Origin of the sequence: Aeromonas popoffii (assembly GCF_037818705.1) — a bacterium.
Lineage (GTDB): Bacteria > Pseudomonadota > Gammaproteobacteria > Enterobacterales > Aeromonadaceae > Aeromonas > Aeromonas popoffii.
The window spans coordinates 3,252,600-3,266,717 of sequence record NZ_CP149129.1; the positions used below are offsets into that span (position 1 = coordinate 3,252,600).

Below are 14,118 nucleotides of genomic sequence, written 5' to 3' on the forward strand. Positions count from 1 at the left end.
CCCCGTACAGCTCAGTTCCATCACTCAATGGAGTACTGAAAATGTACTAGGCATGATTAGCAATACCTCAATGTTATATCGATGATGGTGCCGGGCACGTTGTGACGCTTGCGTAGTCTGGTCAGATGCTCCGGGAGTTCTGTCAAGCTGGCCAGTCGCCCTCGGTAGAGCCGGGAGAGATTGACGTAGTCAGGATGACTCACGGTGATGGTCACCTGATGCCCTGGCTGCCAGCGGCCAAACAGGCGGGCTTTAGCCTCTTTGATGGTGGTGATGCCGGGGGCTGGTAACGTTTGTCGGTTGCGCAGATGCAGTTTGTTGAGTTCGGGGGCATAACGATGCACCTCGAGCCCTGTGATAAGACGGGTCATGTTCGGTGACTCCAATGATGCCAAGGGCCAGCCTGTGAGGGCTGGCCCTTTATGCTGTTTGTGGATGAGCGAGACGGTGGGACCTCAACGAGCGCAGTCAGCTGTATCATTGATAACTGGCTTGCAATTGAGTCGGTCCAGCAGGTGCCGCGAGCCGTACTGGGCTACCAGCCGGTCTATGGCCATCTGGGCACAATCCGTTCTGCTGGGCTTATTTTCAGGTATTGCGTAACGAGCGGTGATCCAGCCACCGAGCAGGGCTATGCGGTAGCCACTCGGGATGTGGGTGAGCGAGGTGCCGATGCCCCTCCCGTGAATAAGAAAGGGCACGGCCTGCCCACCGATGTCGATATTCATACGCTGCCCCTTGAGCTCGAAGGTGGTGAGCTCGCCAGTTTGCGGATGTTTGCCGGGAACTCTTATGGTGATGTGTTTGGCCATGTCACATCTCCGGCTTGGCTTCAAAATGATGAGTCACAACGCCCGCCTCCGGGTCGATACTGATAAATGCTGGGGCTTGCGGGTGGTACTGATAGAGCCGAGCCAATTCAGAGCGAAACACCTCAACGTTTGGCGCAATCACATGACTGGTATCCCCCTCTGCGTAGGTAAAGGTCTCCAGCTTCTCAGTGTTAATCCAGATACCGAAGTACCACGCATCTTCTTCGGTGTCGTACTGCTGCCAGCCTTGGGCCAGCAGCGTTCGGTCGTAGTAGTAACGGTCAGCCTGATGGCTACCCCGGTCGATGCGGCAGCCGGTCACCGTGAGCTCAAGCGGGATACGGCCCGCCTTGTGAGTCTTCTTGACCCGACGCAGCAGCTTGAGTGCCTTGGCTCTGCTGCGTTGATTACCGAGCGGATGCAGCTGTCTGGCCCGCAATGCCAGGTGGGTCATTATCTTCGGCGCAGTGTTGTGGTTGAGCTGACCGATGGCAGTGGTGAGCTGCCGAGCGGTCAGGGTCTTGTAATCACGCAGGTCGTGCATGGGTGGGTTCCTTAAAATGCAAACAGCCCCTCGGTGTGAGGGGCTGTTAGAGGTCTTGTTTGTGCTGGTGGCCGTGGCTCAGGTGTGACTACTCCAATCCGGCTCGTCATTACTACCGTGGTTGACGTAGGCCCCGACAATCACCCGTTGCCACTCACTGACCGGTTGCCCCGCTGCATTACAGGCGCAGCGAAATCGGGCGAAGTTAATCTCACACGGCAGGTGTTCACGCATATCCCGTGGGCTGACAAAGAGCGTTGTCTTGTGCAGTACTGGGTTGGGCGCGACCAGCGGGCCGCCAATACGTCTCCCCTCCACATCGTGGGCATAGGCAAAACTCGGCAACATCAACTGCTGGTTGATGAGCTTGGCAAGCCCCGGATGTGCACACATGGCCTCCGCTACAGCGGCCTGGCTAAAGCTGTCGTTGAACTCAATCATGGGTGTTTCTCCATTTCTGTAGGTGCACGGTAAGCCGCTGCCAGCAGCGCAAACTGCTCGACCAGGTAACTGATGCTGATGCCCAGTTCATCACTGACCCCATCACCCAGACGGTGATGGAGGTGTGCCATGTCATTGGCGATACGTTGGGCTATATGGGCGGTTGAGCTCGGTGGCGAGCTTGTCACCGTCAGGATGATGGATAGATCCATCACATCTCCCCCCAAGGTGCTTGCTCCCACAGTGACTGCCGGGTCAGCACGTCTTGTGCGAGAGCCTGTTGCAACTGCTGTATCACCTTAACCAGCCGTGGTGCCTGCTCTGGGCTCCCGCTCCATTCGCTCGACTGGTACAGGGCGCAGCAGGTGAATTTGTATAGGACTACCAGTTCGGCATCGGTGAGTGGTGCTTGGTGGTAACTGTGGGCAGGTTTAAGCGGTCCCAGCTTGTTCGAGCGGTGCTGGCGTGGTTCCTTCTGGTCCTGCTGACGCCCTAGCTGATAGCGATGCCAGACAGCCCGCCGATTGGCGATCATCATCAACCGTACCAACCGATCAACTCGCCACGTCCAGGTACTGGTGACATCCATTGGTGAGTTCCACCAGAGGGAGCGCAGCAGCTCAAGGGTGTAATGAGGTGGCATCGGGGCATTGCAAAATCGGTGTAACTGCACGGCAAAGGCCAGGTAATCCTGGCGGTCAATCATGAAGGCAGACATAGGGATGGTTCCTTGAAATGAACAGGGCCACCTGCAGTGAGGTGGCCCTGTGGGTGATGTCGTGATATCCGGATCATGGAGCTGGCGCTGATGATCCGGGTTTGGGGATGTTGGCGTTATTCATACGCCTGCTCAGTGTCGGGGTGAGCGGCATCGAACAGGATGGCGTAGAGCGTGGAATCAATGCCGTTGACGGCATCGTGGTGTGGGTAATAGGGCGGCGCGTCTCTGGAGCGCTCAAAGTAGTCACCAAGCAGCTGAGACACTCGCGTATCTCGATGGTGGAGCCCAGCAGCAAAGCCTCTTCAAACTGCTTGGCATATACCCTGTCATCACGAGCCTTGGTGACTGCTTGCTCCAACAACGCCAGCGCCCCCTCATTGCAGGTAACAGCCAAGCCATCGCGCAGCTTGCCCAGCGTTTCCTCAGGGGAATAGGGGTTAGGTAATCGCACTGTGTTTGTCCCTTCTTGGCTTGGCTTGGTTTGGCTTGGCTAATGGCGTAGCTGATGCAGCAGCGCATCAATGGCCTCGACACAGTCGGCCTGGGTGAGTTGGTAACCGTTGGGTAGGTGAGCGACGATAGCGGGCGCTGCCTGCATCTCGACGTTGTCTGCAAGCCAGCAACGCAGCTCAATGAGGATATCGAGGACGGTGAGGTGTGCTTTGCCTGGGGTAAGGTTCATAGCAGGCCTCGCTCGGCCAGCGAGACTACGCCTTCGGCGCCGACTACCAGATGGTCAAGCAACCGCACATCGACCAGTGCCAAGGCCTCTTTGAGGGCCTGAGTGAAGACCCGGTCAGAGTGGCTGGGTTCCGGGTCACCACTGGGGTGATTGTGGACGGCGATGATGGCCCCGCAATTGAGTATCAGGGCCCGCTTGACCACTTCCCGTGGGTAGATGCTGGCGCTGTCGAGGGTGCCTCGAAACAGCTCCTCAAAGGCCAAGACACGATGTTGGGAGTCGAGGAACAGTGCGCCAAACACTTCGTGCTCCCGGTCTTGCAGCAAGGTTTGCAGTCGCTCGGCGGCCTCTGTGGTACTGGTGATGGCGGAGCCTTTAGCCAGGCGCTTGCGGGCAATCTGGTTGGCGATACGCAGCAGGTCTTGCTCTGTCACCGGCTCGGTGACGACATAAGTGCCGGGGCATTCCCCGGCTTTGAGTTTGTGGTAACGCATGGTGGGTCTCCTGAAAAAGAAAAACCCCGACAGCGCGAGGCATACCGGGGCTAAATGCAGAGAGGTTGTTGGTTCACTGTGAGAGTAGTTCAGTTGGCCATCGTGATGGCTCCTGTCGTGGCTGCGGGACCACTCTGTACCGGTATCAGCGGTTCGGGCACCAACACGTCTAGCGGGATGGCCAGTGCCAGACTTAATCGCTCTGCCAGTTCGTAAGCAGGGCCGATAGTGTCGTAGTCAGCTACCCAGGTAGCTAGGGCAAGGCCATTGGTCTCTACCGCCCGCAGGTAGACGCTGTAGCCCTGCACGGTCAGGCCACTGTCGCGCACCACCTGCGTCTCGCCATCTCGATTAATCGCTTCAAGCTCAACGGCGATCGGTTGGTTGGGCATCGTGTGTCTCCTCTGGGGGTAAGGGATCACTCTCCACGCGATAGCCGTGATGAATGCAGGTACGCTGCAGGTCGGCCAGAAAGCTGCCCAGTACACGAGGCTGCTCGGTGAGAGAAACCGGTCCTGCTTGGCAGCGCCAGAAACAGCGACGAGTGGGGTCCACGCAGATCTCATCCCTCGGTTGGCTCATGCTCCGCCAGTCCTCGGCATTGGTGAGGGAGAGCAGTTGCCACTGCCCCCCAGACCAGCGCAGATGCAGCGTGACGGTGCGGGCATGTGGGCTACCCGGAGTCAGGTGCAGCAACCAGCGCTCGCCCTGGCGGGTTGGCTGCAGCTTGGCCTTGGCAGCGACCAGCCCCAGCCACTGACGTGAGTAGTGGGAAAGCGGCAGTTCGTTAGTCATCACACACCTCCTAATCCCCGCTGACCGTGACGGTGAAGTACGCCATCCGGCAGTAGGCAACAAAGTTGGTCTGCCACAGGGTGAATAACTCATGGGCCTCGGCGCGTTGCATCGGGCCCCATCCTTGCAAATAGTGCTCGTCATCCAGGAAGTTGAAATAGAGTTCCTTGCAGAGCTCGGCATCCTGACCCAGTCCCTGGTAACTGAAATCGGTGACGTAATCGAACAGCCAGCCATCAAGACCGCGTATCAGACGAATCTCGACCGGGTGAGCACCTCCTTGTTCTGGGCTATAGGTGTGACAGCGAAAGTTGAAGGTGAGTTGGGTCAGGCGCTCGAGGTTGAGGTCGATATTGGCGACCTCCTGATTGAGTAGCGCCAGTAGCGCGGGTGCAACGGGCAGGCAGATGCCCTTCTGGTGAAAATCAATACTCATGAGACAGCTCCTTGATAAAATGCGAGAGGGAGGCGTTAGCCTCCCCCTCAATATGATGTGATAAGCGGTGTGTTTATTTTTAACGAAACAGGTTGGTTATTTTTCTGAGTGTTAGTTGTATTTTTTGTTGAACTTTTTCTACTCGCTCGACAATCCCGAACCATGCTCGCTCATACCAGGATAAACCCTCATCAGCCCCAATTTGACCAGCCCCCATTTGTGTTTGCGACATATCCGCAGTGGTAGCCTCAACGGCAAACTGGTCTAAATCAATAGCTACGGACTTCCCTACATCAGCGGCATTCATATTATTGGCCTGGGCAGCTTTAATCGCATCGTGCTTGGGTTGAGTGTAACAGTTATAATCTGGAGTGTTTGATCCAGGAAGTGCATCAGCAATCCCTTCAGTCGGGATTTCACGCAATCCCTTTGCGGTGGCAATGTAAAGGACCTGGGCTTGACGTAACGCATCCCAAAACTTATCAAACTCAGCCAGGTGATAGGGCGGTTTCACATACTCGTTCCCGTCAACCATCAGTTTAAAATCAGCCAGGTCCGTACCGTAATCACGACCTTTTACCGCAGCATACATTGAAACTGGCTCAGCATCTTTACAGGTAATAATCAACTGAGTGCCATCAGCTGTTTCAACGCTATAGTTTACTTGTGTCCCTGGTCCCCATGAACTATGCCAACCCCCCATTTCTTGAGCTGTTAGCGATGTACTGCTAAACAGCACGAACATTAATGAAAGTGTTTTTCTATTCATCACTCATTCCCTACTTGTATATCCATGATGGATGTTTATCCTTGTGAAGCCTGAAAAGATATTTCGCGATAATGCTTACTTGCCCAATATACTATTGCGGCAAGCCATTGATGCATTGAATAATTCTCTGTCGGAAGGATGCTCTAGATTGCCATCCAGCTCATCCGCTATGCATGTACAAACCTGGGTTAGCATGCCTGTTGATTGGCATCCTGAAATAAATTCCTGCTCTTTCACGTCAGAGCATCCCTGCAGCATGACTGCCATCAACAACCATTTAAATGTTTCTTTCATCAGCGTGTAAACTCTTAATTCAAGTGTGCGATGAGAGGCGGCCTGGATGGCCGCCAACAATTGATTATCGTTTTTTCTACGATGCCTCTTGCCCACTTAACACCCTCTGCTTTCTTTCCGCTTCAGATAGGTCGTTGATGCAATAGTTAATGTAGAAAACATGAAATATGACGGTGTAGAACGCATTCATTTTTAAGTCTACACGATGCTCATTCAATGCATATGCCATGAGCACCGCCCGAGCTTTAAATGCCCAGACAATATGCAAAACTAGATTGGCAATGGTGAGTGCGCCAGACAGCACATCCAATATCTCATCGCCCGTGCCAGATAGCATATAGCTTAGACCCAGGCAAATACACAACCAAATGATATAGGCACTATCGACTAATTTAATTTTTGTTGTATCACCAATAACACGGTTAGCTTTGTTCAGCCAAAGCACGTTGTATATACTCCCCGTGACAAGCCCTAACAGGGCAAAGTTCAAGGTTTTGATGTTCATTTTATTTTGCATTTCAGTAATAGTTGACATGATGCGTCCTTATTTTATTGCTCAAACGAGAGGGTTTGCTCACCGCCTAATGTGGTCACGGTGATCTCAAGGGGGTTACAGTCCTCCGGCAGCAGAGAGAGCGTCACTTTGCCGCCAAAGCCCATTCGAAATGGCAGCTTGGCTTTCGGATCGATAGTGCAACTACCACGGTTGATCTTGAGGTCGGTGATCACCATCCGGTTACTGCGGCTGGTAATGTCGAGCAGGTATTTGTTCCAGGTTGTTTTGCGGTAGTAGGGGTTGATGCGCTTACGAAGGTGTACATCCCCATCCTTCAGCGGCTCGATGTTGACCAGGTCATCATTAAGTACGGCGGCATTGTGTTCTGCTTCCGACAGACAGATGAACCCTGCAGAGCCAGGTGCCGGTAAGACATCAGCGATCTGGTCAGTTGGGAATGAATACTTACGTCCCCCCTTCCCATTTGGATACACATCAAGTTCTTTTGCCTTTTTTAGCGCATTCCAAAGCGTGTCGAGACCTTTTTGCTCCTTCAAGGCCTGGTGCGCAATGAACACTTTGCCATCGACTGTGAATACAAAGTCGCTGAGGTAAGGAGCGCTGCCGAGATTGCTGTAGCCACCAACATTTGCGGTGATCGCCGCAGGCTTGTTCGGTTGGCACGCGATGCTGAAACTGTCTCCCCTGTTGTAGACAAAATAGGTATATCCCTTGCTCGCATCCCCAGAGCTGCGCCATATGCCTTTGGCAGGTTGCGGCTTCTCTGACTCGGGTTTCTCTTTGGCTCGGCAGAAATAGCCCGATGAACCGACGGCAGGCAACGCAGCAGCGAGTCCCGTGGTGGGCACTGGGACGATGCCTTGCTCTTCCTCGTCTTCAGTAAAAATCGCCAGTTGCTTGGCAGCGCGAAGTGCTTCCCAAAAGGCCGGGAAGTCCTCACCGAGACGACGAATACCATCGTATCGCTTGCCATCAATAATCAACCCGAATGCCTTGTCGCCATAGTGGCCGTACTGGGTATAACCCACCTGCGCAATCAGTTCGGCGGTCGCGTTGGGGTCGCAGGTAAGAGTCAGGCTCACCTCCTCTTTCCCTGAGCTGTCCTCCACCCAGTAGTTGTACCCTGGAAAGGGTTTGCCCTTGCTGACTTGCCACACACCCTCTTGGGTTGGCTCGGCTTGGGCCTGAATGGCTGCCAGCATGGCAAGCAGTAACAGTGACTTTTTCATATTTATTTCCTTGTTATTTGTTCCGTCTCGTTCGACTTAAAACGTCTACACTCGACCCAAATCAACCACAAAAGGCGATCCTCATCTTTTTGAGTCCTTCATGTCAATGGGTCTAGCTATCAACCTTTCAAGTTGATTCGGAGGACGTATGACAAAGATCGATCAAGATGAGTTAGCCCGGCTGGTGGGTAAGGCGATTGCTCACCAACGCCAACAGCGTGGATTGACCCAGGAGGCGGTGGCCGAACGGTTAGAGATAGGGATGGAAGCGGTATCGCGTATGGAGCGCGGGGTTGTGGTTCCCACCATTGTGCGATTGGCTGAACTGGCTCACATATTTGACTGTGAGCTGGTGGATTTGCTGCGTGAAACCAGCCCCCGTCCTCAGGAGCAGGCCATCATCCTCAGCCAGCAGTTGGCAACGCTGAGTAATGATGACCGGCAACTGGTGATGGAGATGATGACGACGCTGATTGGCCGGTTAGTCCGTTAACCAATCCCACAGTTTGTGAACACCGTAAGCCGCGGCAATACCCACCGCTACTGGTGCCCATGCTGGAGCGCTCCCTAGCGCAACCAGGGAGGCCGCCGTGGTCGTCGCTGCGGTACTACTGACATAGGCGCTAGTCAGCCCGGCTCCTGTCGTGGAGGCGAGCTTGCCGACCGAGGTCTTCACCACTTGGGAGGCGATCACCGTTTGGGCGGCACGGGTGACCTGAGGTGAGTGATGGCGGTCTTCAATACACCACTGCACAAAGTGCTCGCAATTGTTGAACAGCAGGTTGTAGCTGCGCTCTCCCAGACGACGTCGGGCACGATTGACCGCCTCTTCCCTGCTGAAGTGACGATAGGGGTGTTGCTGGACCCGGACGTCATGTCCCTGGGAAAACTGGCTGAGCCTGGAGCGGACAATCTGGCAAGCATCGTGTCCCGAGAAGGGGCCTTGGTAGTGGATCACCATATTGTTACCAACGTAGACCCCATGGTGCTCATAACCGATACGCGGAGAGATAAGGTGGTCGCCATAGTTCAATGCGGACATGATGCTCTCTCCTACTGCAGCAAGGTGATGGCTTGTGCCAGGGCACGGGATTTGAGTTGAGCGCCTTGGCCAAACCAGGCTGAATCCAGCCGATGATCCTGGCTGCGGGTGCGGCGATGGTGATCGACATACTCGGTCACCGCATTGACCAACCCCCACGCGGTGTTATGAGAGCTGGCCAGTTCTGCCCCCATCCCAGCCCCTTGGTAGAGCTCATGCAAACGCTGCACAGGTCGAGTGAGCACAATGCTCTCTTCATCCACAGGCTGTGCCAGCAACTCACTGAAAAAACGCAGTGCCTCTCGAGGTGCCACAGGGCGCTGGCTGAGCGCTTTAGCATGCTGGCCAAAATGGTCCCACTGGCTTATCCCCAGCCCCAGAGCCTGTTTCACGGTAGCTGCGTCAAACTGGGTTGAGTGGGGCACCTTGATGGCGCCGGTCTGGTCTCCTACTGCAACCTGCAAAGTGTTGTTGCACACCACCCGCACTGAGGTGAACTGCGCCGTAGTACAGAGGGTGCCATCACAGCTAGTTGCGAGCAGCAGATAGGACTTCACCAGGTCACCACCTTTGAGCATCAAGCCCTGGCCAGTTTTGGCCAAAGCCCAGAGTTTGCGACCACCTTTGAGTGAGCCTGCAGTCTCCAGCTCGAAACCTCCGGCTTCCACCAAATCTTGATAGAAGTGCAGCACCTCATGGGGCTGTACCACGTTGTAGCGCTGTGAGACCACCGATAGCGGTGCCAGGGTATCGGAGCGGTAGAGCACTTTGCTGTCGGGGTAGGTGTGCAGGCCAGACGAGCCCTGATACAGCACATCGCTGTGCTCGATGGTCCAGTCCATCCCGGCGGCTTGCAGCCAGACATCAAGGGACTGTTGTGGGGGTAAAACATTGCCGAGGCCATGCCAAGGGGCTTGGCCGGTGTAGGCCATGGAATCAATCAAATGAGCCATAGAGGTCTCCAATGAAAAAGGGACTGCCGAAGCAGTCCCTGAGGTAGGTTCATGGAGATAACATATGTCTGAGATTTGGTTCATTTATAGTCAGAGTTCAGGTTGCTAAGGGTTCTTGGTTTAGTCAATAAACGCGAGAGCATTGACGATAGAATGCTACGAGATAGGAAAGAGTACTTGGGCATCGCCTGAACTATGAGCTAACTCAACATGTAGGGAATACCGACCAACTATGACTGCAAGTATTGGTCGGTTGTCTCGACGCTGTGCTGCTAATTGACTCCATTCGGATATATCGAGACTAGAAGGACGAGGATGGTCCTCTGGATGTGTGTGCCATTCACCTAGATAGCGGACAGTACCCTGGCTTGCCATCCATCTAGACTGAGCGATGGCTTCGTGACCTGTCGGCATCCGTTCAAACTGATATCGAAACCGTTTATCCAATGTTGTGGGAACTGTTGCCTGCTCGATGAGTAAATGAGTGCCGTGTACCGAGCCAAGCAAAATGCCCCCAGCTTCGCAATCGAATTCACTTACTTGAATATGCTGGCAGAAAGTTCTCAGCGCAGACCCTGAAAAATGTAGCAGCGTTCTGCTATCCTCGGTGGCCCAGGAGTTCATTGGCAGCATATAGGACATTCCCGATCCTGCTGCGGATCACAATCTGGTGTAGCTGGCTGTTGGGTTCGGTCGATCAGTCTCGTACGCAGTGCAGGGGAATTGATGCCATTGACCCAGTCAATTGTCATCTCAGCTCCTAGGCTGGCAGCTTGTACGGACACCGAAGCGGGAAATGGCACGTACAAGCCCTCGCATCCATGTCCCGCCAAGATAGTAGGAAGAGGAGAAAGGGTAGAACGGAGTTCACCTTTTCTATTGCTATGCCAAAGACATCGGAAACATGCTCCTGATTCGTTCGCTCTCAAGAGTGCACGGACGCCTGTTCCCGGTCCTTCGATCCAGACTGAGAGCATGGGTAGGGGAAGCTGATAGTAACCGCACAGCCAATGTCCTAATGCTTCTTCCCCAGTAGCATCTATGAGCAGATCCAGCTTTCCTAGTTGGGCCAACCTCACATCCACAGGGAGAGCTCGAATCTCAGCGCCAGGTGCCAAGCGTTTGAGCTCTTTCGCCATGGCTTCGGCTTTGTTGGATATCAGATCAGAGAATCCTAGGCGATGGCGTCCGATGTTCTGGGGAAGCAGGATATCGAAATCCACCAATGTGAGTTTTCCACCACATGTTCCCGCCCCAGCTTTGACCAGCATGTCCGACAGATACCCACCGATTGTGCCACATCCAACAATGGCTAGGTGCTTACCTGCAAGCGTCTTTGACTTGGGCATGTTCCGCTGAGCAAGATATCTATCATCGATTCTGACTACAGAGATGGGCGTTACCTTTAACCTGTAGCTAGGATCTCTGCGCTCTTTAAGTCTGTCCTTTTTGACTGGTTCTTGGCGATCATAGAAAACGACAAAGCCATAGGTCATCAGCGGTGATTCAATAATGATCAGTACGCCCTTAGCATTCGTTCTCTCCCCTTCTTTTATGCGTTCGTGAATATTGTGCCGGCACCGAGGGTCAAGGGTGCTTTGCCAAGCCAACATATCTGCGACCGTCACAGGCGGCCATTGGTTGGCTAGCGGCCGAGGTTGAGCGGCGGTTTTGACTCGGTAAGTTAGCAAAGTCTTATCGGTTATTTGGAAACCGAGTGAACTCAACTTTATTGTTGTTCGATCTTCGTTATCGGTGATGAACAAAAATGGTTTTCCATTGGCGGCTTCCGCGACAATACAATTTTGTCGTCCCAGCTCGTCGTTTTGCATATCTGAGAAGCAAAGCCAGCCGTTCCAGTAGGCGAAGAATTCTTCAGCGAGATCTTCTATCATCTCACCCTGCAAAATCTGCCCGAATACCTCTGCCGCACGTTGCAGGCACGCCAAAGACTGTCCTAAAGGATCGAAGATATCCAGAACAATAGTTCCCTTGGCGAGATAGCAAAGATCACCGTTTGCGCCAAGATGAGGGAGCGTCTTGGGCAGCTCAGGAGGAATGTCGAGCAGCCGAATGCGAGGCAGGTCGAAGAACTCGGGGTCCATCTGAATCTCACACAGGTATCCTTTGTCCGCGTTGGGTGGGAGCAGTTGTCCCTGCAACTTGAACCAGCCATCATCCGTTTTGCAGACAAAATAGAAACCTTGTTGCTTGAAGGCATCGATCACATCAGTGACAGTAACGACGTTGTTCATCCAGCCTTCGTACGCCCGACGAATTCGCTTGGACCTGCCGTGGCAGGTGCTGCTGCGATGGTGGCGGCGACCGATACAGCCTTGACTCGATCTGGCTCATTCGGAAAGCGAGGACCGAATTCGCCCTGCATCCAAATGCAAGCCTGTGAAGGACTGCTAGCGTTAGTGGCCCCACGAAGCATCTTTTCGAATTCTTCAAATGCTTTTGCAGCCTCTTCGACACCTGCCTTGCCAAGCCGTTCTGTGAGCGATTCTGACTCATCCACGGGGTTATTGACCCCTGCACGTAGTTTACCCGGCAGTTTTGTAACAACATCCAGTAGTGCAAGGTCATCGCGTCGATCTCGTTTCTCAAAGAGGGGCGCCGCAGAGGCCATCAGTAGGATCGAAGCTGGTCCGCCGCTGGACCATCTCCAATCGCGGTATGCCTTTAAGTAGCGAATCACGCGGCGAAACTGCTCTCCCTTGGCCTCAACTTCGCCCAAAAACCACTCCTTTACTGGTCTGGGATCAGAGCGCATCCAGTTGTATTCGCGATGTGCGAGGAGAACCTCGTCAGCAGGTAGGGCTGTCCAAGCATCTCGCTCTGCTTTTTTCACTGCTTCGGTCAGCGAATCATAGCCGTAGCTCTCCATCGATGCTTTGGCTAGCATGACGAATTCCTTGTCTGGTATGGCATACAACGGAATGTCAATGTGAGCATACTTGGAAATGATTATGCGGATACATGTTGGTTTATCGGTAACAAGCTTCCACTGCTTTTCTTTAACCAGTGGCGTTAAGGCTTCTTCCGCAGCGGTAAAGAACACCATTGCCGCTACACTGGGACGCTTCGTCTGCGAAACGAAGCTCAATGGCAAATAACAGCCATCATCAATATCCGCTTGTTGAGGGGGCTTTGCCGGGGAATTTAGCGTCTTGTATGCCCACGATCCTTGCGTGAAGAAGCGCGGCTGTGGCACATCTTCAGAATATCCATGCGCTTTCAGCACTCGTGGGATGCCATTTCGCAGACAGTCCCTGACATCTGTGCGCGCATTGGCGATACTGACACGTTGTTCGGGGGTCAGATCCAGTTCGTCATGCATGCAGGATTCGTCATCAGAAGTAGTAAAGAAAAGCGGACTCAGGTTTAGCATGTGACCTCCGAAGCATTCTTGTTGGGGCCGTGATAGAAGGTGGGGGCACCGGCTTGGTGCGCTCGGAACGGTTTAAAAAGTGGATCGCCAAGTGCACGTTGCGCGGCGTGAATTCCTCGATTTTTGAGCGTGTTAGTTGCACCTATAGAAACCCGATCTAGCGCCTTTACATCCTTACTCTGATCAGGCGTTGCCTTGTCGTCGATCTGGAAGTAGTTGTTCCCTAGCAATTGCCGCAGCATATAGTCTACTGACGATTCCTGAGCCGAGATCACTAAGTCGAAGAGCCCCCCACGCCATTTCCCAAATCCACGGTCAAGACTTGCGGCCCCTCGAACTGTAGCGCCAATACTCATTGTTCCTATGGACAGAACTCTAATCTGGGCATTCTGGTTTGGTGCGAGGAATGTGGTTACTTCATGTAACCCAAATAAACCTGGAGCGTTGCCAACCAGCCCCCCATCCGCAAAAACTCCCCGGTCATTTCGTGCTAATGGAAAGTAGACAGGAGCTGCTGCTGTTGCAAGCGCAACATCGACGAGCTTCATGCGATGATCCAGTTCAAAAGATGGGTGATGAGGCGTCTTAAAGAATTGCCCGCGCCCTGTCGAATAGTTGACTGCCGGCACAAGAACACGATGCTTCAAATCACCCATAGTGAGCTCCTGGAAGCGTTCGATTAATACCTGCCGTAATCCGTCGGAGTCATGTTTTGCTGTCCACCAGAACCCGAGCATTCGCCGCCATAAGTTGCGACAACCAAAGATGCGATTGCCTTGTTCTTCAAAAAGGGCTTTGAGCTCATAAGCGGGAATATCTGCAGCTAGCCCTAATGCCAGCATTCCCCCTGCGGATGTACCGCAGATGAGATCGAAGTGTGAAGCTATAGGGCGACCCAGTACGGCTTCGAGTTCGGCCAGAACAGTGGCTGTATATAGGCCGCGATAACCACCACCTGATAATGCCAGAACGTGATACGTTGGGGGACTTGTCAT

The 14,118-nt window shown here is 53.6% G+C and carries 23 protein-coding genes; 1 reads left to right on the forward strand and 22 read right to left on the reverse strand.

The features are described 5' to 3' along the window. Nucleotides 1-56: 56 nt before the first annotated feature. The 16 genes from WJM78_RS14720 to WJM78_RS14795 form a co-directional block, all read right to left on the reverse strand. A complete protein-coding gene (locus tag WJM78_RS14720) occupies nt 57-371 on the reverse strand; it encodes a hypothetical protein (protein WP_339010133.1) in 315 nt (104 codons plus the stop codon). Between the two features lie 84 nt (nt 372-455). Next, entirely contained in the window at nt 456-812 is a 357-nt protein-coding gene (locus tag WJM78_RS14725; RefSeq protein ID WP_339010135.1) for a hypothetical protein, read from the reverse strand. 1 nt (nt 813) lies between these two features. Next, nucleotides 814-1,356, reverse strand: a complete 543-nt coding sequence (locus WJM78_RS14730; RefSeq protein ID WP_339010136.1) for a hypothetical protein — start codon at nt 1,354-1,356, stop codon at nt 814-816. 78 nt (nt 1,357-1,434) lie between these two features. Continuing rightward, nucleotides 1,435-1,797, reverse strand: coding sequence for a hypothetical protein (locus WJM78_RS14735; protein ID WP_339010138.1), 363 nt, complete (start codon nt 1,795-1,797; stop codon nt 1,435-1,437). Continuing rightward, nucleotides 1,794-2,009: a hypothetical protein gene (locus WJM78_RS14740; protein WP_339010140.1), complete on the reverse strand. Its 216-nt coding sequence runs from the start codon at nt 2,007-2,009 to the stop codon at nt 1,794-1,796. Before WJM78_RS14740 ends, WJM78_RS14735 begins: the two co-directional genes overlap by 4 nt. Beyond that, nucleotides 2,009-2,515, reverse strand: a complete 507-nt coding sequence (locus tag WJM78_RS14745) for a hypothetical protein (RefSeq protein ID WP_339010141.1) — start codon at nt 2,513-2,515, stop codon at nt 2,009-2,011. Before WJM78_RS14745 ends, WJM78_RS14740 begins: the two co-directional genes overlap by 1 nt. A gap of 116 nt (nt 2,516-2,631) precedes the next feature. After that, complete coding sequence (locus WJM78_RS14750) at nt 2,632-2,781, reverse strand: hypothetical protein (protein WP_339010143.1); 150 nt, start codon at nt 2,779-2,781, stop codon at nt 2,632-2,634. Between the two features lie 227 nt (nt 2,782-3,008). Beyond that, nucleotides 3,009-3,200, reverse strand: coding sequence for a hypothetical protein (locus WJM78_RS14755; RefSeq protein ID WP_339010144.1), 192 nt, complete (start codon nt 3,198-3,200; stop codon nt 3,009-3,011). Continuing rightward, nucleotides 3,197-3,694, reverse strand: a complete 498-nt coding sequence (radC, locus tag WJM78_RS14760; protein WP_216995153.1) for a RadC family protein — start codon at nt 3,692-3,694, stop codon at nt 3,197-3,199. Before radC ends, WJM78_RS14755 begins: the two co-directional genes overlap by 4 nt. Nucleotides 3,695-3,783: 89 nt before the next feature. Continuing rightward, the gene (locus WJM78_RS14765) at nt 3,784-4,086 is read right to left on the reverse strand and encodes a hypothetical protein (protein WP_236758670.1); all 303 of its coding nucleotides are present in this window, start codon (nt 4,084-4,086) and stop codon (nt 3,784-3,786) included. After that, nucleotides 4,061-4,489 carry a hypothetical protein gene (locus WJM78_RS14770; RefSeq protein WP_339010145.1) on the reverse strand — a complete coding sequence of 143 codons (429 nt, stop codon included), beginning with the start codon at nt 4,487-4,489 and terminating at the stop codon, nt 4,061-4,063. Before WJM78_RS14770 ends, WJM78_RS14765 begins: the two co-directional genes overlap by 26 nt. 10 nt (nt 4,490-4,499) lie before the next feature. Beyond that, nucleotides 4,500-4,925 (reverse strand): DUF2787 family protein, encoded by a 426-nt coding sequence (locus tag WJM78_RS14775; RefSeq protein ID WP_339010146.1) that lies wholly within the window; start codon nt 4,923-4,925, stop codon nt 4,500-4,502. 79 nt (nt 4,926-5,004) lie between these two features. Beyond that, on the reverse strand, nt 5,005-5,694 hold the full coding sequence (locus WJM78_RS14780; RefSeq protein WP_339010147.1) for a hypothetical protein: 690 nt from the start codon (nt 5,692-5,694) through the stop codon (nt 5,005-5,007). 75 nt (nt 5,695-5,769) lie between these two features. After that, entirely contained in the window at nt 5,770-6,048 is a 279-nt protein-coding gene (locus WJM78_RS14785) for a hypothetical protein (protein WP_339010148.1), read from the reverse strand. A gap of 16 nt (nt 6,049-6,064) precedes the next feature. Further along, nucleotides 6,065-6,523, reverse strand: coding sequence for a hypothetical protein (locus WJM78_RS14790; RefSeq protein ID WP_339010149.1), 459 nt, complete (start codon nt 6,521-6,523; stop codon nt 6,065-6,067). A 14-nt stretch (nt 6,524-6,537) separates the two neighbouring features. Then, nucleotides 6,538-7,734 carry a hypothetical protein gene (locus WJM78_RS14795; RefSeq protein WP_339010152.1) on the reverse strand — a complete coding sequence of 399 codons (1,197 nt, stop codon included), beginning with the start codon at nt 7,732-7,734 and terminating at the stop codon, nt 6,538-6,540. 148 nt (nt 7,735-7,882) lie between these two features. Between WJM78_RS14795 and WJM78_RS14800 the strand changes: the two genes are divergently transcribed. Beyond that, entirely contained in the window at nt 7,883-8,227 is a 345-nt protein-coding gene (locus WJM78_RS14800) for a helix-turn-helix domain-containing protein (RefSeq protein ID WP_107682634.1), read from the forward strand. Here WJM78_RS14800 and WJM78_RS14805 read toward each other — a convergent pair. The 6 genes from WJM78_RS14805 to WJM78_RS14830 form a co-directional block, all read right to left on the reverse strand. After that, complete coding sequence (locus tag WJM78_RS14805; protein WP_339010154.1) at nt 8,216-8,776, reverse strand: lecithin retinol acyltransferase family protein; 561 nt, start codon at nt 8,774-8,776, stop codon at nt 8,216-8,218. The two genes, WJM78_RS14800 and WJM78_RS14805, sit on opposite strands and share 12 nt — an antisense overlap. Before the next feature lie 11 nt (nt 8,777-8,787). Continuing rightward, the gene (locus tag WJM78_RS14810) at nt 8,788-9,729 is read right to left on the reverse strand and encodes a DUF932 domain-containing protein (protein ID WP_339010155.1); all 942 of its coding nucleotides are present in this window, start codon (nt 9,727-9,729) and stop codon (nt 8,788-8,790) included. 156 nt (nt 9,730-9,885) lie between these two features. Continuing rightward, nucleotides 9,886-10,371 (reverse strand): Mov34/MPN/PAD-1 family protein, encoded by a 486-nt coding sequence (locus WJM78_RS14815; RefSeq protein ID WP_339010156.1) that lies wholly within the window; start codon nt 10,369-10,371, stop codon nt 9,886-9,888. Then, nucleotides 10,350-11,984 carry a ThiF family adenylyltransferase gene (locus tag WJM78_RS14820; RefSeq protein WP_339010157.1) on the reverse strand — a complete coding sequence of 545 codons (1,635 nt, stop codon included), beginning with the start codon at nt 11,982-11,984 and terminating at the stop codon, nt 10,350-10,352. The genes WJM78_RS14815 and WJM78_RS14820 overlap by 22 nt, the downstream gene beginning before the upstream one ends. Continuing rightward, nucleotides 11,981-13,123 (reverse strand): CBASS cGAMP synthase, encoded by a 1,143-nt coding sequence (locus WJM78_RS14825; protein ID WP_339010158.1) that lies wholly within the window; start codon nt 13,121-13,123, stop codon nt 11,981-11,983. The genes WJM78_RS14820 and WJM78_RS14825 overlap by 4 nt, the downstream gene beginning before the upstream one ends. Beyond that, the gene (locus WJM78_RS14830) at nt 13,117-14,118 is read right to left on the reverse strand and encodes a CBASS cGAMP-activated phospholipase (protein WP_339010160.1); all 1,002 of its coding nucleotides are present in this window, start codon (nt 14,116-14,118) and stop codon (nt 13,117-13,119) included. Before WJM78_RS14830 ends, WJM78_RS14825 begins: the two co-directional genes overlap by 7 nt.

What these genes read in the sequence shown, in the direction of transcription:
- WJM78_RS14815 (WP_339010156.1), bottom strand. Translation starts at nt 10,371, where the DNA reads ATGTCCTATATGCTGCCAATGAACTCCTGGGCCACCGAGGATAGCAGA.
- WJM78_RS14805 (WP_339010154.1), bottom strand. Translation starts at nt 8,776, where the DNA reads ATGTCCGCATTGAACTATGGCGACCACCTTATCTCTCCGCGTATCGGT.
- WJM78_RS14770 (WP_339010145.1), bottom strand. Translation starts at nt 4,489, where the DNA reads ATGACTAACGAACTGCCGCTTTCCCACTACTCACGTCAGTGGCTGGGG.
- WJM78_RS14795 (WP_339010152.1), bottom strand. Translation starts at nt 7,734, where the DNA reads ATGAAAAAGTCACTGTTACTGCTTGCCATGCTGGCAGCCATTCAGGCC.
- WJM78_RS14775 (WP_339010146.1), bottom strand. Translation starts at nt 4,925, where the DNA reads ATGAGTATTGATTTTCACCAGAAGGGCATCTGCCTGCCCGTTGCACCC.
- WJM78_RS14745 (WP_339010141.1), bottom strand. Translation starts at nt 2,515, where the DNA reads ATGTCTGCCTTCATGATTGACCGCCAGGATTACCTGGCCTTTGCCGTG.
- WJM78_RS14800 (WP_107682634.1), top strand. Translation starts at nt 7,883, where the DNA reads ATGACAAAGATCGATCAAGATGAGTTAGCCCGGCTGGTGGGTAAGGCG.
- WJM78_RS14825 (WP_339010158.1), bottom strand. Translation starts at nt 13,123, where the DNA reads ATGCTAAACCTGAGTCCGCTTTTCTTTACTACTTCTGATGACGAATCC.
- WJM78_RS14725 (WP_339010135.1), bottom strand. Translation starts at nt 812, where the DNA reads ATGGCCAAACACATCACCATAAGAGTTCCCGGCAAACATCCGCAAACT.
- WJM78_RS14780 (WP_339010147.1), bottom strand. Translation starts at nt 5,694, where the DNA reads ATGAATAGAAAAACACTTTCATTAATGTTCGTGCTGTTTAGCAGTACA.
- radC (WP_216995153.1), bottom strand. Translation starts at nt 3,694, where the DNA reads ATGCGTTACCACAAACTCAAAGCCGGGGAATGCCCCGGCACTTATGTC.
- WJM78_RS14820 (WP_339010157.1), bottom strand. Translation starts at nt 11,984, where the DNA reads ATGAACAACGTCGTTACTGTCACTGATGTGATCGATGCCTTCAAGCAA.
- WJM78_RS14790 (WP_339010149.1), bottom strand. Translation starts at nt 6,523, where the DNA reads ATGTCAACTATTACTGAAATGCAAAATAAAATGAACATCAAAACCTTG.
- WJM78_RS14830 (WP_339010160.1), bottom strand. Translation starts at nt 14,118, where the DNA reads ATGACAAGTCCCCCAACGTATCACGTTCTGGCATTATCAGGTGGTGGT.
- WJM78_RS14755 (WP_339010144.1), bottom strand. Translation starts at nt 3,200, where the DNA reads ATGAACCTTACCCCAGGCAAAGCACACCTCACCGTCCTCGATATCCTC.
- WJM78_RS14735 (WP_339010138.1), bottom strand. Translation starts at nt 1,797, where the DNA reads ATGATTGAGTTCAACGACAGCTTTAGCCAGGCCGCTGTAGCGGAGGCC.
- WJM78_RS14810 (WP_339010155.1), bottom strand. Translation starts at nt 9,729, where the DNA reads ATGGCTCATTTGATTGATTCCATGGCCTACACCGGCCAAGCCCCTTGG.
- WJM78_RS14740 (WP_339010140.1), bottom strand. Translation starts at nt 2,009, where the DNA reads ATGGATCTATCCATCATCCTGACGGTGACAAGCTCGCCACCGAGCTCA.
- WJM78_RS14730 (WP_339010136.1), bottom strand. Translation starts at nt 1,356, where the DNA reads ATGCACGACCTGCGTGATTACAAGACCCTGACCGCTCGGCAGCTCACC.
- WJM78_RS14765 (WP_236758670.1), bottom strand. Translation starts at nt 4,086, where the DNA reads ATGCCCAACCAACCGATCGCCGTTGAGCTTGAAGCGATTAATCGAGAT.
- WJM78_RS14720 (WP_339010133.1), bottom strand. Translation starts at nt 371, where the DNA reads ATGACCCGTCTTATCACAGGGCTCGAGGTGCATCGTTATGCCCCCGAA.